Annotated in this window: 15 protein-coding genes; 7 read left to right on the top strand and 8 right to left on the bottom strand. The window is 62.8% G+C overall.

Annotation, left to right across the window (positions count from 1 at the left end; all coding sequences use genetic code 11):
* Positions 1-69: 69 nt before the first annotated feature.
* On the top strand, positions 70-888 hold the full coding sequence (locus tag AFIC_RS10770) for a class I SAM-dependent methyltransferase (protein WP_275246236.1): 819 nt from the start codon (positions 70-72) through the stop codon (positions 886-888).
* An 89-nt stretch (positions 889-977) separates the two neighbouring features.
* Here the strand turns inward: AFIC_RS10770 and hpnH are convergent, their stop codons facing one another.
* Genes hpnH through dxs form a run of 3 tightly spaced genes read right to left on the bottom strand, consistent with a single transcriptional unit; the run spans position 978 to position 5,073 of the window.
* On the bottom strand, positions 978-2,168 hold the full coding sequence (hpnH, locus tag AFIC_RS10765) for an adenosyl-hopene transferase HpnH (protein ID WP_275246235.1): 1,191 nt from the start codon (positions 2,166-2,168) through the stop codon (positions 978-980).
* Between the two features lie 18 nt (positions 2,169-2,186).
* The gene (ispH, locus tag AFIC_RS10760; protein WP_275246234.1) at positions 2,187-3,164 is read right to left on the bottom strand and encodes a 4-hydroxy-3-methylbut-2-enyl diphosphate reductase; all 978 of its coding nucleotides are present in this window, start codon (positions 3,162-3,164) and stop codon (positions 2,187-2,189) included.
* Positions 3,157-5,073 carry a 1-deoxy-D-xylulose-5-phosphate synthase gene (dxs, locus tag AFIC_RS10755; RefSeq protein WP_275246233.1) on the bottom strand — a complete coding sequence of 639 codons (1,917 nt, stop codon included), beginning with the start codon at positions 5,071-5,073 and terminating at the stop codon, positions 3,157-3,159. The genes ispH and dxs overlap by 8 nt, the downstream gene beginning before the upstream one ends.
* Before the next feature lie 212 nt (positions 5,074-5,285).
* Here dxs and hpnN point away from each other — a divergent pair, with 212 nt between their 5' ends.
* Complete coding sequence (gene hpnN, locus AFIC_RS10750) at positions 5,286-7,892, top strand: hopanoid transporter HpnN (protein ID WP_275246232.1); 2,607 nt, start codon at positions 5,286-5,288, stop codon at positions 7,890-7,892.
* Here the strand turns inward: hpnN and AFIC_RS10745 are convergent.
* The gene (locus AFIC_RS10745) at positions 7,842-8,456 is read right to left on the bottom strand and encodes a DUF2147 domain-containing protein (RefSeq protein WP_275246231.1); all 615 of its coding nucleotides are present in this window, start codon (positions 8,454-8,456) and stop codon (positions 7,842-7,844) included. The genes hpnN and AFIC_RS10745 overlap by 51 nt on opposite strands.
* A gap of 124 nt (positions 8,457-8,580) precedes the next feature.
* Here AFIC_RS10745 and AFIC_RS10740 point away from each other — a divergent pair, with 124 nt between their 5' ends.
* The gene (locus tag AFIC_RS10740) at positions 8,581-9,972 is read left to right on the top strand and encodes an aspartate aminotransferase family protein (RefSeq protein ID WP_275246229.1); all 1,392 of its coding nucleotides are present in this window, start codon (positions 8,581-8,583) and stop codon (positions 9,970-9,972) included.
* Between the two features lie 127 nt (positions 9,973-10,099).
* On the opposite strand, the gene AFIC_RS10735 is transcribed toward AFIC_RS10740, so the two are convergent.
* Positions 10,100-10,336, bottom strand: coding sequence for a hypothetical protein (locus tag AFIC_RS10735; RefSeq protein WP_275246228.1), 237 nt, complete (start codon positions 10,334-10,336; stop codon positions 10,100-10,102).
* Positions 10,337-10,493: 157 nt separating this feature from the next.
* Positions 10,494-12,113 carry a GMC family oxidoreductase gene (locus AFIC_RS10730; protein WP_275246227.1) on the bottom strand — a complete coding sequence of 540 codons (1,620 nt, stop codon included), beginning with the start codon at positions 12,111-12,113 and terminating at the stop codon, positions 10,494-10,496.
* A gap of 128 nt (positions 12,114-12,241) precedes the next feature.
* Between AFIC_RS10730 and AFIC_RS10725 the strand changes: the two genes are divergently transcribed.
* From AFIC_RS10725 to AFIC_RS10715, 3 genes are all read left to right on the top strand, one after another.
* Complete coding sequence (locus tag AFIC_RS10725) at positions 12,242-13,417, top strand: M20 aminoacylase family protein (RefSeq protein WP_275246226.1); 1,176 nt, start codon at positions 12,242-12,244, stop codon at positions 13,415-13,417.
* Between the two features lie 263 nt (positions 13,418-13,680).
* A complete protein-coding gene (locus tag AFIC_RS10720; RefSeq protein WP_420833392.1) occupies positions 13,681-14,901 on the top strand; it encodes an efflux RND transporter periplasmic adaptor subunit in 1,221 nt (406 codons plus the stop codon).
* 121 nt (positions 14,902-15,022) lie between these two features.
* Positions 15,023-18,151 carry an efflux RND transporter permease subunit gene (locus tag AFIC_RS10715; RefSeq protein WP_275248698.1) on the top strand — a complete coding sequence of 1,043 codons (3,129 nt, stop codon included), beginning with the start codon at positions 15,023-15,025 and terminating at the stop codon, positions 18,149-18,151.
* Positions 18,152-18,225: 74 nt separating this feature from the next.
* Here AFIC_RS10715 and AFIC_RS10710 read toward each other — a convergent pair whose 3' ends face one another.
* Complete coding sequence (locus AFIC_RS10710) at positions 18,226-19,623, bottom strand: TolC family outer membrane protein (protein ID WP_275246225.1); 1,398 nt, start codon at positions 19,621-19,623, stop codon at positions 18,226-18,228.
* A 223-nt stretch (positions 19,624-19,846) separates the two neighbouring features.
* Here AFIC_RS10710 and AFIC_RS10705 point away from each other — a divergent pair, with 223 nt between their 5' ends.
* Entirely contained in the window at positions 19,847-21,685 is a 1,839-nt protein-coding gene (locus AFIC_RS10705) for an acetyl-CoA hydrolase/transferase C-terminal domain-containing protein (protein ID WP_275246224.1), read from the top strand.
* Here the strand turns inward: AFIC_RS10705 and AFIC_RS10700 are convergent.
* The gene (locus AFIC_RS10700) at positions 21,662-22,339 is read right to left on the bottom strand and encodes a hypothetical protein (RefSeq protein WP_275246223.1); all 678 of its coding nucleotides are present in this window, start codon (positions 22,337-22,339) and stop codon (positions 21,662-21,664) included. The genes AFIC_RS10705 and AFIC_RS10700 overlap by 24 nt on opposite strands.
* Positions 22,340-22,536 lie beyond the last annotated feature (197 nt).

Genomic DNA, 22,536 nt, shown 5'->3' with positions numbered 1-22,536 from the left:
TGACCGCATCTATCGTGCGGCGATATTGTTCTTTCGAACGCGCCTGAATCCCGCTAGACGTTGCTCGTCATGATCACGAGCACTTTCAATTATTACTTTTCACATATCGATGATGTCGATGGATGGCTTGATAAAACCACAGCCATCATTTCCAACCGATTGATGCAGCATCAGAGCGCTGTCGGGCTGACGGGCCCGGTCTGTGGAATCGGTGTCCATCACGGCAAGTATTTCGTCGCGCTCGCCTGCGGATTGCGCCCGAATGAAAAGGGCATTGCGATCGACCTGTTCGAGAATCGGCAAGAAAACATCGGCCATTCCGGGCTTGGCGATCGTGGCATGTTCGATCGGAATGTCGCGCGCTTCCTATATCCGCCATCCATCACCGTCATTTCGGCCGACTCCACAGGGCTGTCGGCTGGCGACATTTCCAGGCACGGCGCCGTTCGCTTTTTCTCCGTAAATGGAAGACATACCGAAGCGGTCACCTTGAGCAATCTTCGTTTGGCGGAACGGTCGATCGCGACAGGCGGTATCGTCGCCCTTGACGGCATCCTGCATCAGGGCTGGACCGGCGTGATCAGCGGGTATGTCCGCTACCGGCAGGCGGGTGGCCGGCTGCGCGCTTTCGCGTTGGTACCCAATAAACTGCTGCTGACGGACGAGGGCTCGGCTGCGTCCTACAGGAATTTCATGCGAAGGCAGTTCGCCCGCATTGCTGGTCAGCGGGACATGGAATTCATTGGCGACATTGTCGATCTCTATGCACCGGCGGCACCATCGTCGCGGTTCGGGTTCGGACCGCTATCGTGGATGAGAGCGAAGCTCGGCAGAAAATCGGGTAATCGTTCCGCGATTGACGGCATGTCAGGCTTTCGTTCCGCATGAGGCTGCGGAGCAGGTGATCGCCGTCAACCGGCAAGATAATAAAAAGCCCCGGATCGCTCCGGGGCTTTTTATATTCGTTTGTCCCTGAATCAGGCGGCGGTCGAAGCGTCCGCGGCGGGAGCGGCCTTGGCGGCGGCGAGCTTGGCGGCCTTGGCCTCGGCCTCCTTGGCCTCGTCGGCGCGAATCTCGGACAGGCGCTTCTGCACTTCCGAGGAGAACACATACTGCGCCGGGCGCTGCTTGGAGAGATCGATTTCCGGCGCCATCGGTCCTGCGGTCTTGATGCCGCGCAACGAGACCCACAGGGCTTTCAGCGGATTGCTGATCGCGGCATTGGCCGCGGTCGGCTCGTAGCCGCAATGCGCCATGCAGTTCGCGCACTTCTCATACTTGCCGGTGCCGTAGGAATCCCAATCGGTGGTTTCCATCAGCTCCTTGAAGGTCGCGGTGTAGCCTTCTCCGAGCAGGTAGCAGGGCTTCTGCCAGCCGAAGATATTGCGCGCGGGCATGCCCCACGGCTCACAATGGAAGTTCTGGTTGCCCGCGAGGAAGTCGAGGAAGAGCGAGGAGTGCATGAAATTCCACTTCTTGCCCTTGCCGCGCGCGAACACGCCGCGGAACAATTCCTTGGTCTTCTTGCGGTTGAGGAAGTGTTCCTGATCCGGGGCGCGCTCATAGGCGTAGCCCGGCGAGATCGAGACGCCGACGCCAAGCTCGGTGGTGAAATCGAGAAACTTCGCGATTTCCTCGGCCGGATAGTTGTCGAAGATCGTCGCGTTGACGTTCACGGTAAAGCCGCGTGCCTTCGCCGCCTTGATCGCGGAGACGGCGCGGTCGAACACGCCCTGCTGGCACACCGATTGATCGTGATGATCCTTCAGGCCGTCGAGGTGGACGGAGAAGAACAGGTACGGCGAGGGCTCGAACAGATCGAGCTTCTTCTCAAGCAGCAGCGCGTTGGTGCAGAGCGAGACGAACTTCTTGCGCGCGACGAGGCCACGCACGATCTCGCCGATCTCCTTGTGGATGAGCGGCTCGCCGCCCGGAATGGCGACCATCGGCGCGCCGCACTCCTCGGCCGCGTCCCAGCATTCCTGTGCGCTCATGCGGCGGTTCAGGATCGCATCGGGATAATCGATCTTGCCACAGCCCGCGCAGGCGAGGTTGCAGCGGAACAGCGGCTCAAGCATCAGCACGAGCGGATAGCGTTTCCGGCCGAGAAGCTTCTGCTTCATCAGGTAGGAACCGATCTTGATTTCCTTGAAGAATGGTATGGCCATGAAACAGCGTCTTTCCGATTAGATCTGTGCCCCGGCCCTGACCGATGTCAGCTCCGGCGGCAGCTTGAACTCGATGTTTTCCTCGCGTCCCGGCACCACATCCACCGACACGGGGGCGATGCGGCGAAGGGCGTCGATCACGTCATCGACAAGGACTTCCGGAGCGGATGCCCCGGCGGTGATTCCGACCGTTTTGACGCCGCGCAGCCACTCCGGATTGAGCTGGCTGCCGTCGGCGATCAGATAGCTCGGGACACCGACTTCGGTGCCGATTTCGCGCAAACGGTTGGAGTTGGAACTGTTGGTCGCGCCGACAACAAGGATCAGATCGACGAGCTTGCTGAGGTCGCGGACCGAGGACTGACGATTCTGCGTAGCATAGCAGATATCGCGGGTGTCGGGTCCCTCAAGATCGGGAAACCGCTCTGCGAGAGCCGCAATGATGTCCCTGGTGTCATCGACGCTAAGCGTGGTCTGGGTGATGTAAGCCACGGGGGCGTCGGTCGGGATGTCGAGCCGCGCCACGTCCTCCACGCTCTGCACCAGCGTCACCGGGCCGGGGACCTGGCCCATGGTGCCGACCACTTCCGGGTGGCCCTCATGGCCGATCAGTACGAGGCGGCGGCCCTTGCCGACGTAACGCTTGCCCTGATTGTGGACTTTCGAGACGAGCGGGCAGGTGGCGTCCAGCACCGGCAGGTTGCGCGAAGCGGCTTCCGCCTCGACGCTCTTGGCGACGCCGTGCGCGCTGAACACGGTGATGGCGTTGTCCGGCACCTCGTGGACGTCCTCCACGAACACCGCGCCCTTCGCCTTGAGGCTCTCGACCACGTACTTGTTGTGGACGATCTCATGGCGGACATAGACCGGCGGTCCGTACTTCTCGATCGCGCGCTCGACGATCTCGATCGCACGCACCACGCCCGCGCAGAAGCCGCGCGGCTGCGCCAGCAGAACCTGGATGGTTTCGGTTTGGGTCGGGGTCTTGTTAAGCAAGCTGCACCGCGCTGATTTCGTTTTCACGGCCGAGCGCCTCGAACACGCGCTTGACGATGCCCTTGGCATCGAGACCGGCCTTTGCGTACATCGCGGCGGGGCTGTCCTGATCGATGAAGACGTCCGGCAGGACCATCGAACGGACCTTGAGGCCCTTGTCGAGCGCGCCGTGCTCGGCCAGCGTGTGCAGCACCTGCGCGCCGAAGCCGCCGATTGCGCCTTCCTCGATGGTGATGAGAACCTCGTGGTCGCGCGCAAGCTGAAGCACCAGATCGGTATCGATCGGCTTGGCGAAGCGCGCATCTGCGACGGTCGTGGTCAGCCCGTGCGATTTGAGAATGTCGGCGGCCTTGAGCGATTCGTTGAGGCGCGTGCCGAGCGACAGGATCGCCACCGACGAACCTTCGCGCACGATGCGGCCCTTGCCGATTTCGAGCGGTACGCCTTCAGCGGGAAGATCGACGCCGACACCGTCGCCGCGCGGGAAGCGGAAGGCAGACGGGCGGTCGTTGATGCCGGCGGCGGTCGCGACCATGTGCACGAGTTCGGCTTCGTCCGACGCAGCCATGATGACCATGTCGGGCAGGCAGCCGAGATAGGCGAGGTCGAACGAGCCCGCATGGGTCGGGCCGTCAGCGCCGACGAGGCCGGCGCGGTCGATCACGAAGCGGACCGGCAGTTTCTGGATCGCGACGTCGTGCACCACCTGATCGTAGGCGCGTTGCAGGAAGGTCGAGTAGATCGCGACGAATGGCTTCATGCCCTCGGTCGCAAGGCCCGCCGCGAACGTCACCGCATGCTGCTCGGCGATGCCGACATCGAACGTGCGCTCGGGATAGACCTTCTGGAAGATATCGATGCCGGTACCTGACGGCATCGCGGCAGTGATGCCGATGATCTTGTCGTCCTTCTCGGCGAGCTTGACCAGTGAATTGCCGAACACGCTAGTGTAGGATGGCGCGTTGGCCTTGGCCTTGTTCTGCTTGCCGGTGGCAACGTCGAATTTGACGACGCCGTGATACTTGTCCTTGGCCGTCTCGGCGTGGCTGTAGCCCTTGCCCTTTTCGGTGACGACATGGATCAGCGTCGGGCCGACCTTGGAGTCGCGGACGTTCTTCAGCACAGGGAGCAGGTGGTCGAGATTGTGGCCGTCGATCGGGCCGACATAGTAGAAGCCAAGCTCCTCGAACAGCGTGCCGCCCGACAGCATGCCGCGGGCATATTCCTCGGCGCGCTGCGCGCCCTTTTCGACGAATTTCGGCAGCCGCTTGGCGACCTGCTTGCCGATCTCGCGCAGCGAACGATAGGTGTTGCTGGAGGTCAGCCGCGACAGATAGGACGACATCGCGCCGACGGGCGGGGCGATCGACATCTCGTTGTCGTTGAGGATGACGATGAGCCGCGAATCCATCGCGCCTGCGTTGTTCATGGCCTCATAGGCCATGCCGGCGGACATCGCGCCGTCGCCGATCACGGCGATCACGTTGTTGTTGCCGCCTGACAGGTCGCGCGCCACCGCCATGCCGAGACCGGCGGAGATCGAGGTCGAGGAATGCGCGGTGCCGAAGCAATCATATTCGCTCTCGGCGCGCTTGGTGAATCCGGACAAGCCGCCACCTTGCCGAAGCGTGCGAATCCGGTCACGTCGGCTGGTGAGAATCTTGTGAGGGTAAGCCTGATGGCCGACATCCCAGATGATGCGGTCGTCTGGCGTATTAAAGACATGATGTAACGCGACAGTGAGTTCCACCACGCCAAGGCCCGAGCCGAGATGGCCGCCTGTTACCGCAACCGTATTGATGGTTTCCGCGCGCAGCTCCTGCGCCACCTGCGGCAGCTCGCTTTCTTTGAGCTTGCGCAAATCGGAGGGACAGTTGATCTGGTCGAGCAACGGGGTGGATGAAGTCATGTGAGGAGATCCGAACTGTACAAGAACAAGACGTGAACGGCACGCGAGTGTATCATTAAGGCAGCTATGACGCAGTAGTTCCCGGCAATTTTCCGCCTTATGCCATGATTATGTGTCCAATGGGCACCTATCCCGCAGGTCAGAGTTAACCCGCTGGCCTATCTCAAACGCGCAATCCCTCAACTTGATCGTTTCAAATAGAAAGAAAACCTGTGCTGACAAGGATAATTGTCTCTTTGGTCAAGACCTGTACGCGCCATGCATGGCTTACCGTACTTCTTGGCGTTATTTTGGCGGTCATAGCCGGTATATATGCATCGCACAATTTTGCGATTTCGACCGACGTCAACAAGCTGATTTCTGAGAATCTGCCCTGGCGGCAGCGCGAACTGGCCTATGAGAAGGCATTTCCGGGCCGAAACGAGCTGATTATCGCGGTTGTTGAGGCTGCGACCCCGGAATTGGCCTCCCAGGCGAGTGCTGCGCTGGAGCAAAAGCTCGCGCCGCAGACCGATAAATTCACCTCGGTGGTCCGCCCGGCGGATACACCCTTTTTCCAGAATAACGGACTTTTGTTCTTGCCCACGGCCGAGGTCGGCAAGATCACCGGCCAGTATGCGGCGGCCCAGCCGTTTTTCGACATCCTGCATGACGATCCGAGCATCCGGGGCCTGACCGGCGTACTCCAGACCGCGCTGCAAGGCGTGGAGCGCGGCAAGCTGCCGCGCGAGGGGCTGGCGCGGCCGCTCAACCTCGTGTCCGAGAGTCTCGAACAGATCCTCACGACCGGGAGCGGCACCTTTTCCTGGCGGCAACTCACCAGCAGCGAGCCGCTGACGCCCTCCGACCTGCGTTCGCTCATCCTGATTCAGCCGATTCTCGATTATCAGGCGCTGGAGCCCGGCAAGGTCGCGACCGACGCGATCCGGCAAGCGGCGAGCGATCTGTCCTTCGACAAGAATTTCCACGCCCGCGTGCGCCTGACAGGCCCGGTGCCGATCGCCAACGAGGAATTCGGCACGGTGCAGGACGGCGCGCTGGAAAACGGCATCGCGACGGTGCTGATCGTGATCTTCATCCTGTGGCTTGCGCTGCATTCGCCACGGATCATTCTCGCGGTGCTGGTTACGCTCGCGATCGGTCTGTCGGTGACGACGGCGGTGGCGCTGATGATCGCGGGATCGTTCAACCTGATTTCGATCGCGTTTTTCGTGCTGTTCGTCGGCCTCGGCGTCGATTTCGGAATCCAGTACAGCGTCCGCTATCGGTCGGACCGTTACGACATTCCGGATTTGCAGGAGGCGCTGGAGGCGGCGGCCAGGCATGCCGCCGTGCCGCTGACGCTGGCCGCCGTGGCGACCGCCGCAGGCTTCCTGTCATTCCTGCCGACGCATTACAAAGGCGTGTCCGAACTCGGCAAGATCGCCGGCGCGGGCATGCTGATCGCGTTCTTCATGGCGGTGACGGTGCTGCCCGCGCTGCTGAAGCTGCTCAACCCGCCGGGCGAGAAGGAGCCTGTCGGCTATGCCTTCCTCGCGCCAGTCGACAAGTTTCTGGAAGATCACCGCATCGGTATCGTCGCGACCACGCTCGGCGTGGCGACGCTCGGCCTGCCGCTGTTGTATTTCCTGCACTTCGATTTCAACCCGATGAACCTGCGCAGCCCGAAGGTGGAATCGGTGGCGACTTATCTCGATCTGCGCCGCGATCCCAACACCGCGACCAGCGCCGTCGATGTGCTGGCGCCGTCGCTTGCGGCGGCGAAGGAGGCCGAGCAGCGGCTGGCGAAACTGCCGGAAGTGTCCCGCACCACGACGCTGGACAGCTTCGTGCCGGAAGATCAGCAGGCCAAGATCGGCCTGATCCGCCGCGCCGCGGGCGCGCTCGATCCGATCTTCAAGTCGCAACCCGGCGCCGCGGCCGAGGATTTCGACAACGTCGCGGCGCTGACGGATGCGGCGGCGGCCCTCAAGCGCACCGCCGGAAAGTCGTCGCCCGAAGTCGCGGCCGCAGCCAACCGGCTTGCGGGCGATCTGACGAAGCTCGCGCAATCCGACAAATCGGTGCGCGACAAGGTGACGGAGATATTCCTGTCGCCGTATCACACGCTGGTGGAGCAGGTTCGCAATTCGCTGAAGGCCCAGCCGATCACGCTGAAAAACCTGCCGCCCGAACTCGTCGCGGACTGGATGACGCCGGATGGCCGGGCGCGCGTCGAGGCGCAGCCGAAGGGTGATCCGAACGACAACGAGACGTTGCGCAAGTTCGCGGCCGCCGTTCAGAAGGTCGAGCCGACCGCGGTGGGCGGGCCGATCTCGATTCTGGAATCGGGCCACACCATCGTCATGGCGTTCATTCAGGCGGGCTGCTGGGCGCTGCTGTCGATCGGCATTCTTTTGTACATCGTGCTGCGGCGGTTCACCGACGTGCTGCTGACGCTGGTGCCTCTCATCCTCGCGGGCGTGGTGACGCTGGAGATCTGCGTGCTGATCGGCATGCCGCTCAACTTCGCCAATATCATCGCGCTGCCGCTACTGCTCGGTGTCGGCGTTGCGTTCAAGATCTATTACGTGACGGCGTGGCGGGCAGGGCACGTCAAGCTGCTGCAATCGAGCCTGACGCGCGCGATCTTCTTCAGTGCGATGACGACCGCGACGGCGTTCGGCAGCCTGTGGCTGTCGAGCCATCCCGGCACGTCGAGCATGGGCAAGCTGATGGCGCTATCGCTGGTGACGACGCTCGCGGCGGCGGTGCTGTTTCAGCCGGCCCTAATGGGCCGCCCCCGCGATGTCGGGGAGGAGACAGATGTCGGAGGTTGAACCGGGAGCCGGGGGCGTCGTTGCTGCCGCTCCCGGCACCGCCGGCCCTTTTTGACCGATCGTGCGGGGCACAGAGCCGGCCGCTTTCGTGCCGGTATGCGGTGTTCCAGTGTGCGGTGTCGGCGGATTGGCAGCCATCGGGGGGGTGGCAGGCTCGGGCACGCGCGTCCACGTCTCGCCGCCGCACAGGAAGCCGAGTACGCAGCCCTCGACCTTCAGCTGGTTTGGTGACGACAACTTGATCGAGGATTCGTAGGTTTTGCCGTCCTTGGCATTATAGATGTTGCCGTCCCATTTGCCCTTCTCGTCCTCGTCCGGCTTCATGTTGAGCAGGATCGGCATGCCGAGGGTGGGACGGCCGCGTTTGGCCTTGTCCGGGTTCTTGGCATCGATGCCACCCGGAGTCTTTTCCGTGGCGACGACGCCCCAGAGGCGGCCGTTGCAATTGGCGATGCGGATGGTGGCCACGCCTTCCTTGACCAGCCATTCGCCGGGGATCTCGGCGGCATGAGCGGCACCTATGGCCCCGAGTAAGACGATCGCCGAACAAGCTAATTTCCGCATGAATCCTCGCGCAGGCTGCAAACGAAAGTAAACCGTAATTTCACGGGATGTTCCATCCGGCCAACCGTGGGCCGCGACGCTTTTTTCGGTTGACGAGCGACCCATCAAACGACGTATGTACTGCATGGTGAAAGCAAATCTAGACATTTCCGAGATAGTCGCCGATCGCCAGTTTCAGCGTGGCGCGCTCCATACGAGGTATCTGAACGAGCAACTCGTCCGGGTTCTCAAAACCATTGGCTACGATGTCGGGTTCCAGCGCGGGCAGGGGCAATACCTCTTCGATCGTGACAATGCGCGGTACCTCGATCTCCTGAGCGGTTTCGGGGTGTTCGCACTCGGCCGTAACCATCCCGTGATTCGCGATGCCCTGAAAAGCGTGCTCGACAGCGAATTCGCCAATCTCGTCCAACTCGACATTTCCACGCTCGCCGGTGTTCTGGCCGAGCGCCTGATCGCGCATGTGCCTTATCTTGATAAGGTGTTTTTCGCAAATTCAGGGACGGAATGTGTCGAAGCCGCGATCAAATTCGCGCGCGGCGCGACCGGCCGGACCGGCATCGTCTATTGCGACCACGGCTATCACGGCCTGACCTACGGCTCGCTGTCGCTGACGGACGATGCGAATTTCCGCGGCGGCTTCGGCCCGCTGCTGCCCGATTGTTCGGTGATTCCGTTCAACGATCTCGCCGCGCTGGAAAAGGCGCTGGCGTCGCGGCAGGTCGCGGCCTTCATCGTCGAGCCGGTGCAGGGCAAGGGCGTCAACATCCCCGACGACGATTACCTGCCGGGCGTAGCCGCGCTGTGCAAGAAATACGGCACCATCTTCGTCGCCGATGAAATCCAGACCGGGCTTGGCCGGACCGGCCGCTTCCTCGCGGTCGAGCACTGGAATGTCGAGCCGGATATGGTGCTGCTGTCGAAGTCGCTCTCCGGCGGCCATGTGCCGGTCGGCGCGGTGCTGATGCGCAAGGCGATCTTCGACAAGATCTTCGACCGCATGGATCGCGCCGTCGTCCATGGCTCGACCTTCGCCAAGAACGATCTGGCGATGGCGGCCGGCATCGCCACGCTCGAAGTGCTGAAATCCGAGAAGCTGATCGAGAATGCCGAGCATTGCGGCAATCGCATCGTCGGCACGCTGAACGCGATGATCCCGCGCTACGAGCTTCTCAAGAATGTGCGCGGCAAGGGGCTGATGATCGGCGTTGAATTCGGCCCGCCGAAGTCCTTGGCGCTCAGGGCGTCGTGGAATCTGTTGGAATCGGCGAGCAAGGGGCTGTTCTGCCAGCTCATCACCATTCCGCTGTTCAAGGATCACAAGGTCCTCACCCAGGTCGCGGGCCATGCAAGCCATACGGTGAAGATGCTGCCGCCGCTCACCATTACGGACGCGGATTGCACATGGATCGAGAAATCGTTCGACGAGGTGATCGCCGCGAGCCATCGGGTCCCCGGCGCGGTGTGGTCGCTCGGCAAGACCCTGATGGACAACGCAGTGCGCAAGTCGGCCTAGATCGTTTCCCGGTTCGACCGTCATTCCGAAGCTGCTCGCGCCCCGGAATGACGTAGCACCCACAGCAAAAAGCCGCCGCATCGAGGATGCGGCGGCTTTTGTTTGTCGGGATAACTTTCAGGCGATCTTACTGGCCGTGGCTGACCAGAACGGCGTCGCACGCTTTGCTGATCTTGGGGCGGTGCTGCTGCAAGCACGAAAGAACCACGAGGTCCGACTGGTCCATCACGGAGCGGCAATAGCGCGAAACGTCCTTTGCGCAAGCCTTCTGCTCCTCGGGCGTGCCGCTACGGCCCTGTCCCTGTGCCATGACCGCAGCCGTCGAGGACGCAAGCAACGCGGCAACGAGAAGTGTTCTGATCATTTTCGTCCTTTGTCTGATGGCGGTGCGATTCGCACTATAGGGGCCGCGGGGATGAATACCAAACGTAACCGACAAAGACAGTCTTCGCGCGTCGGTCTTACGCGCGTTGTGCAGACCAAATGTGGCAGCAATCGTAGTGCTGTATTCGACGATTTGCCTAGCGGTTGTCCGCGAGAATGAAGGAGGAACCCTTCTCGGCGATCATGGCGGTGGGCGTGTTGGTGTTCCCCGAGGTGATGGTCGGCATCACCGAGGCATCGATCACGCGCAGGCGCTCTATTCCGAGGAATCGCAGACGTTCGTCGACCACCGCGAGCGGATCGCTCGGCAGCCCCATTTTCGCTGTTCCTACCGGATGGAAGATGGTGGTGCCGATATCGCCGGCGGCCTTCGCGAGCGAGGCATCGTCGTCGCCGACTGAAGGGCCGGGGAGGTATTCCTCAGGGTTGTAGGCCGCCATCGCGGGTTGTTTCATCATCTTGCGCGTCACGCGAATGGCGTCGGCGGCCACCTTGCGGTCGGCGTCGGTCGATAGATAGTGCGGTGCGATGATCGGTTTATCTTCCGGTGCAGAGGAGCGCAGCCTGATTTCGCCGCGCGAGGTGGGACGCAGGTTGCATGCGCTGAGCGTGATAGCGGGGAAGTCGTGCAGCGGATCGCCGAATTTGTCGAGCGACAGCGGCTGCGCGTGGAACTGGATATTGGCGCGTTCGTGCTCGGGGCTTGACCGCGTGAAAATGCCAAGCTGAGAGGGGGCCATCGTCAGCGGCCCGCGCCGCCGCAGCGCGTAGTCGATCCCCATCCAGGCACGCTGCACCAGCGAGGCATAGACCTCGTTGAGCGTCTTGATGCCCTGGACCTTGTAGATCGCGCGCTGTTGCAGATGGTCTTGCAGATTGCGGCCGACGCCCTGGCGGTCGAGGATGGTGTCGATGCCGAGCGGCTCCAGCCATTCGCGCGGCCCGATGCCGGAGCGATGCAGGATCTGCACCGATCCGATCGACCCCGATGTCAGGATGACCTCACCCTTGGCGCGGGCCTCGACCATCTTGCCGTCGCGGCTGTAGCGCACGCCGACCGCGCGCCCGTTCTCGATGATGAGCTTGTCGACCAGCACGTTGGTCTCCAGCCGCAGGTTAGGGCGATTAAGGGCGGGTTTGAGGAAGCCTCGTGCCGACGACCAGCGCCGCCCGCGCTTCTGGTTGACCTGAAAGTAGCTGGAGCCTTCGTTGTCGCCGGTGTTGAAATCGGGAATCTTGCGGATGCCCATCTGCTCGGCTGCGCTGGCGATGGCGTCGAGCACGTCCCATGAAATGCGCGGCGGCTCGATCCGCCATCCGCCGCCCGCTCCGTGATGCTCGGTCGCCCCGAGGTAATGATCCTCGAGCGACTTGAACGATTTCAGCACGTCGTCCCAGCCCCAGCCGTTGAGCCCGAGCTGGCGCCAGTGGTCATAGTCCGCGGCCTGGCCGCGCATCGACACCATCGCATTGATCGCGGAGCAGCCGCCGATCACCTTGCCGCGCGGGTAATGCAGCGAGCGGCCGTTGAGACCGGGCTCGGCTTCGGTGCGGAACATCCAGTCGGAACGCGGATTGCCGATGGCGAACAAATAGCCGACCGGAATGTGAAACCAGATCCAGTTGTCGCGTCCCCCGGCCTCCAGTGTCAGCACCCGGTTCTTGGGATCGGCGGACAATCGGTTGGAGACAATGCAGCCGGCAGTGCCGGCGCCTACGACAATATAGTCATAGTCACCTTCGAGAAGATCGGTCATGGGGGAGCCTTCGGTATTTTCAAACGTCATGGGGTCTTAACGCGCAGATTCGCGACACGCCATTGCACTTTGAGCCAGAGGCACGGGCATGTTACCTTTGTGCGTCGCACTCTTTTCAGGCTCGCCGAATGCCGATCGTCAATCGCATCTCCGAATTCCAGCCCGAGATCACCGCGTGGCGGCGCGAACTGCACGCGCATCCCGAGCTGATGTACGAGGTGCACCGGACGGCGGAGTTCGTGGCCGCGAAACTGCGCGAATTCGGCTGCGACGAGGTGGCGACCGGGATCGGGCGCACAGGCGTGGTCGGGCGCATCAGGGGCCGCAAGCCCGCGCAAGGCGACGGCATCAAGGTTGTGGCCTTGCGCGCCGACATGGATGCCTTGCCGATCGAGGAGGAGACCGGCGCTCCATATCGCTCGACCGAGCCGGGCCGGATGCATGCCTGCGGCCATGACGGTCACACCGCGATGCTGCTCGGTGCTGCGCGTTATCTTACAGAGACGCGCAATTTCGCGGGCGAGGCGGTGGTCGTGTTTCAGCCCGCCGAGGAAGGCGGTGCCGGGGCCGCCGCGATGCTCGACGACGGTCTGGTGGAGAAATATGGCATCGACGAAATCTATGGGATGCACAATTCTCCCGGCATGGCGGTCGGCACATTTGCGCTGCGCGCGGGTCCGGCCATGGCCTCGACCGATCATGTCGATATCGAGATCGAGGGTACCGGCGGTCATGCTGCTGCGCCGCACAAGGCGATCGATCCGGTGCTCGCGGGCTCACAACTGATCGTTGCGCTGCAATCTATCGTCTCGCGGGCCGCCGATCCTCTCGAGGCGGCGGTGATCTCGATCTGCCAGTTCAAGGCGGGCGATGCGCGTAACGTCATCCCGCAGACCGCGACGCTGATCGGAACGGTGCGCACGCTGACGCCACAGATGCGCGACATGGTCGAGAAGCGGGTGCGGGAGATTGCGGCCGGCATTGCGACGCAGAGCGGAGCGAAGATCGCCGTGGATTATCGGCGCGGCTACCCGGTCCTGGTGAACCACGCCGGACAGACCGACATCGCGGCGCAGGTGGCGGGCGAGGTCGCCGGGCAGGGGCGCGTCAGCCTCGGCATTCCGCCGTTGATGGCAGCGGAGGATTTCGCCTACATGTTGCAGGCGCGTCCGGGGGCATTCATCTTTCTCGGCAACGGCGACAGCGCCGGCTGGCACCACCCGGCCTTCGATTTCAACGACGACGCCATCGTTTTCGGCACGTCCTACTGGGTCCGGCTGGTGGAGACCCGGCTGCCCGCCTGAATCGGCCGGATCTGGCTTTCAGGGCATTTGTTCATCTTCCATGCAGCGAAATTAACACATAATCCAAGAAGTGATCGGGATTCCGCCCGTCCACGCTGTTTTGGATTGTCGAAAAGCCAAAACCGGCCCTATAGACGGCCGGGTTGACGGGATACCGTCACACTTGGGTTGCGACCGTCGGGCCATAATCCATAAGACAACAGCCTTTCTTCTTTCACGGGATCGTTCGCGTGCTGGACCACCGCCCTTCCTTGAAGGATATCATTGCCCGGATCGGGCCCAGGCGGGCCGTTTTCGGTCTTTGCGCCGTGCTGGGCGCGGGCGCGGTGATTTACGGTGGCATCCATCTTTTGTCTCCGGCTCCGCAACTGTCCGACATTTCCAGCAAGGCGGCACGCGATCCGACTCGTTACAAGCCGACGGAAATGGAATGGGCGAGCCTGACGGTGACCCCTGCCACGCAAAAGGTGTTCCGCGCCGAGCACATCACTGAAGGCAAGATTTCCATCGATGAGGACCGCTCCACCCAGGTGTTCTCGCCCTATACCGGGCGCGTGACGAAGCTTTTGGTGCGTGCGGGCGATCATGTCGATCAGGGGCAGCCTCTGTTCGTGCTCGAGGCCACCGACACCGTGCAGGCCCAGAACGAGTTCATCGCGGCCCTGACCGCGACCAACAAGGCGCGGTCCGCGCTTGATCTTGCGCAGACGCAAGGGCGGCGCGCCAAGGAGTTGTTCGACGGCAAGGCCATTCCGCTGAAGGACTACCAGTCCGCGCAGGCGACTGAGGTGCAGGCGGAAAACGACATGCGTTCGGCGCAGACGGCGCTCGAGGCGTCGCGCAATCGCCTGAAGATTCTCGGTCTGAGCGATGCCGCCATCGCCTCCTTTCAGGACAAGGGCCGCATCAATCCGGAACTGATCGTCGTTTCGCCGATCGCGGGCACCGTGGTCCAGCGCAAGGTCGGGCCGGGGCAATATATCAATGCAGGTGCGACCGATCCTGTCTTCGTGATCGGCGATCTGTCGACCGTGTGGCTGACCGGCTATGTCCGTGAGGCGGACGCCGACGATGTCGCGGTGGGACAGGATGTCTCCTTCACCGTTTTGTCGTCGCCGACGCGCACGCGCACCGCGCGGATCAATTATGTCGCGACCGCCATCGATCCGGTGACACGGCGGCTGACCATCCGCGCCACCATCGACAATTCCGACGCGAGCTTGAAGCCGGAGATGTTCGCCAACGTCACGATCTTCTCGCCGGGCGACCATCCCGCGGTGGCTGTGCCGAAGCAGGCCCTGATCTACGAGGCCGAGAACGTCCGGCTCTGGGTCGCGCATGATAACAAGACCATCGAATTGCGTCCGGTGAAGGTCGGCCTGTCGAGCGGCAATCTTGTCGAGGTGACGGAGAATCTCCGCCCCGGCGAGCAGGTCGTCGTCAAGGGCGGGCTGTTCATCGATCGTGCCGCGTCTGGCAGCTGATGATGGCTCAATCCATCCGCCGATGCCGCAGCGCGCGGCCAAACCAGAGCGTCCGCGGCGGGCATGAAGCTACCGGCGCAGACGGCCTGCGACAGGCGTCCTATCGAGGGGCGCTGGCTTGATCGACCGTCTCGTCTCTATCGCCGTTCAGCGCCGCTTCCTCATTCTCGGCATTTTCGCCGCGGTGGTCATCGGCGGCCTGATCGCATTCCAGCAGCTCAACATCGAGGCCTATCCGGACCCGACCGCGCCGATGGTCGATGTCGTCACGCAAAGCGCCGGCATGTCGGCCGAGGAGATCGAGCGCTACATCACGATCCCGATCGAAACGCAGGTAGCGGGCATCAAGAACCTGCGCGTCATCCGCACGATCTCGCTCTACGGATTGTCCGACGTCAAATTGCAGTTCTCGTTCGATTACACCTATGACGAGGCGTTGCAGCAGGTGCTGAACCGGCTTTCGCAATTGCCGCAGCTCCCGGGAAATGCCCAGCCGCAGATCTCGCCGCTGAGTGCTGTCGGTGAAATCTTCCGCTATCGTCTCGTCGGACCGCCGAATTACAGCGTGCTCGACCTCAAGACCTTGCAGGACTGGGTGTTGCAGCGGCGCTTCCGCTCGATACCGGGTGTGATCGACGTCACCGGCTGGGGCGGCAAGACCAAGACCTACGAATTGCAGGTCGATTTCAACAAGCTCGCGGCGGCGGGCCTGTCGCTGCCGCAGCTCTTGCAGGCGGTCGGCAACGCCAACATCAATGTCGGCGGCAACACGATTAACATCGGCGCGCAGTCCGCCGTGGTGCGCGGCGTCGGCCTGATCCGTTCGGTCGACGATCTGGCCAACACCATGATCTCGCAAAGCGGCGGCAACCCGATCCTGGTCAAGGACGTCGCCAAGGTCGAGGTCGGCTTCAAGCCGCGCCTCGGTATCGCTGGAATGAACGATGCCGACGATATCGTGCAGGGCATCGTGCTGATGCGGCGCGGCGAGAAAAGCTCGCCGACAATTGCGCGGGTCGTGGACGCTGTCGAAAAAATCAACAATTCGAACATTCTGCCGCCGGGCGTGCGCATTGAGCGCATTTACGATCGCCAGGACCTGATCGACATCACCACGTCCACGGTACTGCATAACATGATTGTCGGCATCATCCTGATCGTGCTGCTGCAATGGCTATTCCTCGGCGATCTGCGCAGCGCGCTGATTGTCGGCGCCACGATTCCGTTCGCGCTGTTCTTCGCCGTCATCATTCTCGTGCTGCGGGGCGAATCCGCGAACCTGCTGTCTGTCGGCGCCATCGATTTCGGCCTGATCGTGGACGGCACCGTCATCATGGTGGAGGCGATCTTCCGGCGGCTGTCGCACGGCACCGAACTGTCCACGACCGAGGAGGATGCGATTTCTCCCGAGACGATGATGGGGATGAAGAGCCACGGGATTTTCAGCGCGGCCGCGGACGTGTCGCGTTCGATCTTCTTTGCCGCCGCGATCATCATCGCCGCGTTCCTGCCGCTATTCACGCTGAGCGGCGTCGAAGGCAACATCTTCGGCCCGATGGCGCGAACCTATGCCTACGCGCTGGTCGGCGGACTGCTCGCAACCTTCACCGTGACGCCGGCGCTCAGCGCGATCATCCTGCCCGCGCATGTTCACGAGGTCGAAACGCGGGTGGTGCGCTGGCTGCATGCGCGTTACGCGCCGCTGCTGAATTGGGCGGTGGCGCATACCAGATACGTGATCGCAGCCGCCGGCATGCTGCTGGTTATCACTTTCATCGCGATCCGGATGCTCGGGCTGGAATTCCTGCCTAAACTCGAGGAAGGCAATCTGTGGATACGCGCCACGCTGCCGTCCACCATCTCCCTCGAAGCAGGCAACACCTACGTCAACGAGATGCGTCGCCTGATCGCCAAGCGGCCGGAAGTGCAGTCGGTGGTGTCGCAGCACGGCCGCCCGGATGACGGCACCGATGCGGCCGGTTTCTTCAACGCGGAATTCTTCGCGCCGCTGAAACCCGTCAGCCAGTGGCCCGGAACGCACGACAAGGATCAGGTGACGTCGGAACTGCTCGCCCAGCTTCAGGCGAAGTTCCCCGGCGTCGAATTCAACTTCTCGCAATACCTTCAGGACAACGTCGCCGAAGCGGTGTCGGGCGTGAAGGGCGAGAATTCGATCAAGCTGTTCGGCAACGATCTTGTCGAACTCACGGAGACCGCCAACAAGATCAAGTCGGTGTTGGCGACGGTGCGGGGCATCGCCGACCTGTCGGTGTTCACCTCGCTCGGCCAGCCGACCATCCAGATCGATGTCGATCGCGTGCGCGCGGCGCGCTACGGCCTGTCTCCGGGCGACATCAACGCCACCATCCGCGTCGCCATCGGTGGCGATAGTGCGGGCGACCTGTATGAGCCGGGCAGCGACCGTCATTTCCCGATCGTCGTCCGCCTCGCGCCGGAATATCGCAAGAGTGCCGAGAGCATCCGGAATCTGCGGATCGCGGCGCAGGGACCGAATGGCATCACGCAGATTCCGCTGAGCGAAGTCGCGACTATCAAACTCGTTTCCGGCGCGGCCTACATCTACCGCGAACAGCAGGAACGCTACCTGCCGATCAAGTTCTCGGTGCGCGAGCGCGACCTCGGCAGCACCATCCAGGAAGCGCAGGAGAAGGTCGAGGCCGAGGTGAAGCTGCCTCCGGGCACGCATCTTGAGTGGGTCGGCGAGTTCAGCAATCTACAGGATGCGATCAAGCGGCTGTCGATCGTGGTGCCGATCAGCCTCGCGCTGATTGGCGTTCTCCTGTGGTTCAATTTCGGCTCGATGGTCGATACCATGCTCGCGATGAGCGTGATCCCGATGGCGGTGCTCGGCGGCGTGCTCGGCCTCTTGTTCAGCGGTGTGCCGTTCAGCGTGTCGGCGGCGATCGGCTTCATCGCGCTGTTCGGCATCGCTGTGATGGACGGCATCATCATGCTGTCGCAGTACAACCAGCTCATCGACGAGGGCGTGGACCGCGTCAAGGCGGTGATCCGCACCGGCGAATTGCAGATGCGACCCGTGTTGATGACCTGCGCCGTCGCGGGCATCGGCTTGCTGCCTGCGGCGTTGTCGACGGGCATCGGTTCGCAGGTGCAGAAGCCGCTGGCGCTGGTGGTGGTGTCGGGCATGGCGATTGCGCCGATCGTGATCCTGATCACGCTGCCTGTGCTGATCCTGCTGTTCTCACGGCACGGGCGCGAGAAGGCTTAAGCCAACGGAAACCCTCATTCGTCATGCGCGGACTTGATCCGCGCATCCATCTTCCTGAAAAGATGATGGATTGCCTATTGCCCTGATGGCGTGCGCAGGCCGTGCCAGGCGTCGCGCACCTGATGGTAGTGCACCTCGGGCAGGTAATCCGGCGTGTTGAGGCCGAGTGTGCGGACATCGAGCTTGCCGATGGCGCTCAAGAGCGTGTAGGAGGCGATGACCCGGTCGCGCTGGCTGAGAATCTGGCGGCTGCGCGCGGCGGTCAGGTCAGCCTGGGAGTTCAGCACATCGAGCGTCGTGCGCTGGCCGGCCTGAGCTTCGCGCCGGACACCCGCGAGCGCGACCGTCGCGGCTTTCACTTCGCTTTCGGCGGCGGAGAGGGCGACCTTGGCGCCTTCGTTGGTGATGAACGCACTGAGCGCGGCCGTCCGCGCCTGATTGCGGACCTGTTCCAGCACCTGACGGCTCTGCATCGCCAGTTCCTTGGATTGTCGTGTTTGCGAGGCGGCGAGGCCGCCGTCGTAGATAGGCATGGTGATCTGGCCGAGCACGGTGGCCTGATCGGACCGTTTCACACTGAGATACGAATCGCCGTCCGATTGGCGCAGAACATTGCCCTGCACGGTGACCTGCGGCATCAGGCTGGATTCCGCGACGCTGATCGTCGTGGTCGCGACATCGACATCGTAGCTGGCCGCGATCACCGCCGGATTTTGCTTGATGGCCAGATCGATCGATGCCTGCTGGGTATGAGGGATGAAGCGATCGACCGTCGGGGCAGCGGCCAGATGGCCGGGCCGGTCGCCGATCACCTGCGCATAAGTCGCCTCGCTGACCTGAAGCGCGACCTGCGCCGCGTTCAGGTCGGCCAGCCCGCGGCTGAGCCTCGCCTCGGCCTGCGCGGTATCGGTGGGTGTGACATCGCCCGCCGCGAGCCGGGTGCGGGCGACACCGAGCGTCTCGCGCAGGAACTGCACGTTGAGCTTCTGGGTCTCGACCAGCGCCTGATTGGCGATCACGTTCATGTAAGCCGTGACGGCGTCGAGCAGCACGCCCTGGCCGGTATTCCGCAGCGCCTCGCGCCCCGACAGCACCTGGAATTCCGCGACCCGCACGCTGGAGGAGGTCTTGAAGCCGTTGAACAGCGTCTGCGTGACGGTGACGCCGATCTGCCAGGGCTTCTGCCCTTGGGTCTGGATCGAGTTGTCGGGCAGGGTGTTGCGCACGGTCTGTAGGCCGGCGGACAGGCTCGCGATGATCTGCGGCCGGTAGCCCGAAAGCGCCTGCGGCACGTTTTCGTCGGTGGCGCGCTGCTGGGCGCGGGAGGCGTTCAACTGCGGGCTGGACTGGTAGGCCTTCACCAGCGCGTCTTGCAGCGTTTCGGCGAACGCGGGAGACGCGCCCGATGCCGCACCCAGCAACAACAGGGTCGTTACCGCTCCGTAACGCTGCCGTGAATGCCAACGAATCATGACGCCCCAAAGTCTCCGCGACTGCGGATACCGCAACTTCCGGGGCAGTCATACTGGCCGGGCGGGGCTTCGGCAAACCTTGGGCAAACTGTCCCGTGAAAATGTTGGCAGCTGTGGCAATCCGACCGCGATAAGCGAGGAAAATGCCTTATTTACTTGACCTTGCGCTCCGGCTCATGACAGTCGGCGCGGGCGTGGCGATACTGAATGGTGGGGCGAGAGCATGTCCAAAATCTATGCCGATGCCCATGTTCTCGCGGACGTGATCCTGCGCGATTGCGGCTCGAAGCTGGTGGTCGGCCTGCCGCTCGGGCTCGGCAAGGCCAATCACATCGCCAATGCCTTGTGCGAACGTGTGGCGGCGGATCCCGCAATCAGCCTGACGATCTTCACGGCGCTGACGCTGGAAAAGCCCGCGCCGAAATCCGATCTGGAGCGGCGCTTCATCGGCCCGGTGATCGAACGGCTGTTCGGCGGCTATCCCGATCTCGATTACGCCAAATGGCTGCACGCGGGTATCCTGCCGGATAACATCGAGGTCGCGGAATTCTTCTTCCTCGCGGGCAAGTGGCTGCACAACGGTTACGCCCAGCAGCACTATATCGCGGCGAACTACACCCATGCCGTCGCGGGGATGCTGACGCGGGGCCTCAATGTCGTGCTGCAACTGGTCGCGAAGCGCGTCGTGAACGGCGAGGTGCGTTACAGCCTGAGCTGCAACACCGACACCACCCTCGACCTTCTGAAGGCGCGCGCGGAAGGCAAAATCGATTTCAAGTTGATCGGGCAGGTGAATTCCGAGCTGCCGTTCATGCCGGGGCCGGGCGATCTGGCGGCCTCTGAATTCCACGCCATCCTCGACAGCGAGGAGACGGATTTCCCGCTGTTCGCGCCGCCGTCAGAGCCGGTTGGCGATGCGAAATATGCCATCGGCCTGCATACAGCGACGCTGATCGAGGACGGCGGCACATTGCAGATCGGCATCGGGCAGGTGGGCGACGCGCTGGCGCAGGGCCTGATCGTGCGCGATCGCAACAATGCGGATTTTCGCGACGCGATCAGCCGCCTGTCGCCGGGCCAGCCCTCGCGCGCTCTGGCTCCGTTTGCGGAAGGGCTGAACGGTCTCAGCGAAATGTTCTTCGAGGCGTTCCTCGGCTTGATCGAGGCGGGCATCGTGCGTCGCGAGGTCGATGGCGCGTGGCTGCACGCGGCGTTTTTCCTCGGGCCGAAATCGTTCTATCGCGCATTGCGCGAGATGCCGCAGGACAGGCTTGAGCGCATCCAGATGATGCCGGTGTCCTTCACCAACGAGCTTTATGGCGACGAGGACGCAAAGCGCATCGGGCGGCCGAAGGCGCGCTTCGTCAACAATGCGATGATGGTGACGCTGCTCGGTGATGCGATCTCCGATGGTCTCAGCAATGGCCAGATGGTGAGCGGTGTCGGCGGGCAATATAACTTTGTTGCGCAGGCTTTTGCGCTGGAAGGCGCGCGTTCGATCCTGACGCTCGAGGCCACGCGCCATAACGGCAAGCGGCTGGAATCGAACATCCGTTGGTCATACGACCACACCACCATTCCGCGCCACCTGCGCGACATCGTGGTGACGGAGTACGGCATCGCCGATCTGCGCGGAAAGTCCGACGCCGAAGTGATCGCGGCGATGCTGTGCGTTTCGGATTCCCGCTTTCAGGATGACCTGATGCGTCAGGCTAAGGCGGCGGGCAAGCTGCCGCAGGCTTACGAGATTCCGCCCGCCCACCGTGCCAACATACCCGAACGCATTGCGCGCGCGCTGGCACCGTTGCGCGACAAGGGGCTGTTGCCGCAGTTTCCGTTCGGAACGGATTTCACCGAAACAGAGCAGCGGCTGATTCCGGCGTTGCAGAGATTGCAACAGGCCGCCTCAAGCCCCGTCGCGCTGTTGTTGCTTCTGTGGCGCGGCCTGTCGGCGGGCAACGCGGAGGATGTGGATTGCCTTGTGCGGATGGGGCTCGATGCGCCCGCGACGATGCGCGGGCGCCTCTATCGCTGGCTGTTACGTGGCGCGTTGAGGCCATAGCATCCGCGCGGCGGAGGCGAGCGTCAGCATCACGCCGAAGGCGATGAAGATTTTCCCGATCAGCGAAGCGCTGCGCCATGCGGATTCATCACCTGTCGAAGCGATGGCGGGCTGGGCAATCTGCGCCAGCGCCACGGTGGTCGGTTCCGGTGGAGTGGCGGGGGCTGCCGCTGCATCGCGGTCCATGTCGTTCAACTGATCGGATGTGGTGATCTGAACGCCGTTCGGCGCAGGCTCCGCCGTGGCGGCCTTATCGGTCTCCGTCAGGGTGGAGGAATCGGGCAGCAGGTTCTGTGCGACCATCGGCTGCTCCGGAGGAGGGCTGGTCAGCTCGGCATGGGCATTGGCGACGGAGGGCGGTAAGGGAGCATCCGCTTCGCCCCTGGCTGCGATTTTGGTGTCGTCATCCTTGTCCGTCTTTGACGAAATCCTGGATGAATCCTTGGTGCTGGCGCTGGCGTGATGCTTCTTTGAAGAACGGTGGCGGCGGATGTGCTTCTTGCGGTGCTTGGAGAATTTGCCGAGCGCGAGCGGTTTTGTGCTGGAGGCTGTGGCCTCGGCTTGCGGCGCTGCCTGCGAGGGGCCAGTGTGACCGGCGGTCCAGGCGAAGGCCATGGCGGCCATGATCAGCGCATAACGGATTCTCCGTCGCATGATCCCGTCTCCGTTGTTTTCTCTATTTTGCCCAGCGTCCACGCCCAGAATGGCCTGCCGGAGGTGGCCACATCGCGGCAAAAGCTGGGAATCTTTGGTCCAAAGCGGCTGGCGGGGGCAGGACCGGCTTGGCCCTCCCGGAACCGGCGGATTTGCCATAGGGCGCCGTAACATCCTAGAAAACAGCCCGTAGCATC

This window comes from [Pseudomonas] carboxydohydrogena (assembly GCF_029030725.1).
GTDB classification, from domain to species: Bacteria; Pseudomonadota; Alphaproteobacteria; order Rhizobiales; family Xanthobacteraceae; genus Afipia; species Afipia carboxydohydrogena.
This window is presented reverse-complemented; position numbering and strand designations above follow the sequence as displayed.

What these genes read in the sequence shown, in the direction of transcription:
- AFIC_RS10770 (WP_275246236.1), top strand. Translation starts at nt 70, where the DNA reads ATGATCACGAGCACTTTCAATTATTACTTTTCACATATCGATGATGTC.
- hpnH (WP_275246235.1), bottom strand. Translation starts at nt 2,168, where the DNA reads ATGGCCATACCATTCTTCAAGGAAATCAAGATCGGTTCCTACCTGATG.
- dxs (WP_275246233.1), bottom strand. Translation starts at nt 5,073, where the DNA reads ATGACTTCATCCACCCCGTTGCTCGACCAGATCAACTGTCCCTCCGAT.
- AFIC_RS10745 (WP_275246231.1), bottom strand. Translation starts at nt 8,456, where the DNA reads ATGCGGAAATTAGCTTGTTCGGCGATCGTCTTACTCGGGGCCATAGGT.
- AFIC_RS10740 (WP_275246229.1), top strand. Translation starts at nt 8,581, where the DNA reads ATGGTGAAAGCAAATCTAGACATTTCCGAGATAGTCGCCGATCGCCAG.
- AFIC_RS10735 (WP_275246228.1), bottom strand. Translation starts at nt 10,336, where the DNA reads ATGATCAGAACACTTCTCGTTGCCGCGTTGCTTGCGTCCTCGACGGCT.
- AFIC_RS10730 (WP_275246227.1), bottom strand. Translation starts at nt 12,113, where the DNA reads ATGACCGATCTTCTCGAAGGTGACTATGACTATATTGTCGTAGGCGCC.
- AFIC_RS10725 (WP_275246226.1), top strand. Translation starts at nt 12,242, where the DNA reads ATGCCGATCGTCAATCGCATCTCCGAATTCCAGCCCGAGATCACCGCG.
- AFIC_RS10710 (WP_275246225.1), bottom strand. Translation starts at nt 19,623, where the DNA reads ATGATTCGTTGGCATTCACGGCAGCGTTACGGAGCGGTAACGACCCTG.
- AFIC_RS10705 (WP_275246224.1), top strand. Translation starts at nt 19,847, where the DNA reads ATGTCCAAAATCTATGCCGATGCCCATGTTCTCGCGGACGTGATCCTG.
- AFIC_RS10700 (WP_275246223.1), bottom strand. Translation starts at nt 22,339, where the DNA reads ATGCGACGGAGAATCCGTTATGCGCTGATCATGGCCGCCATGGCCTTC.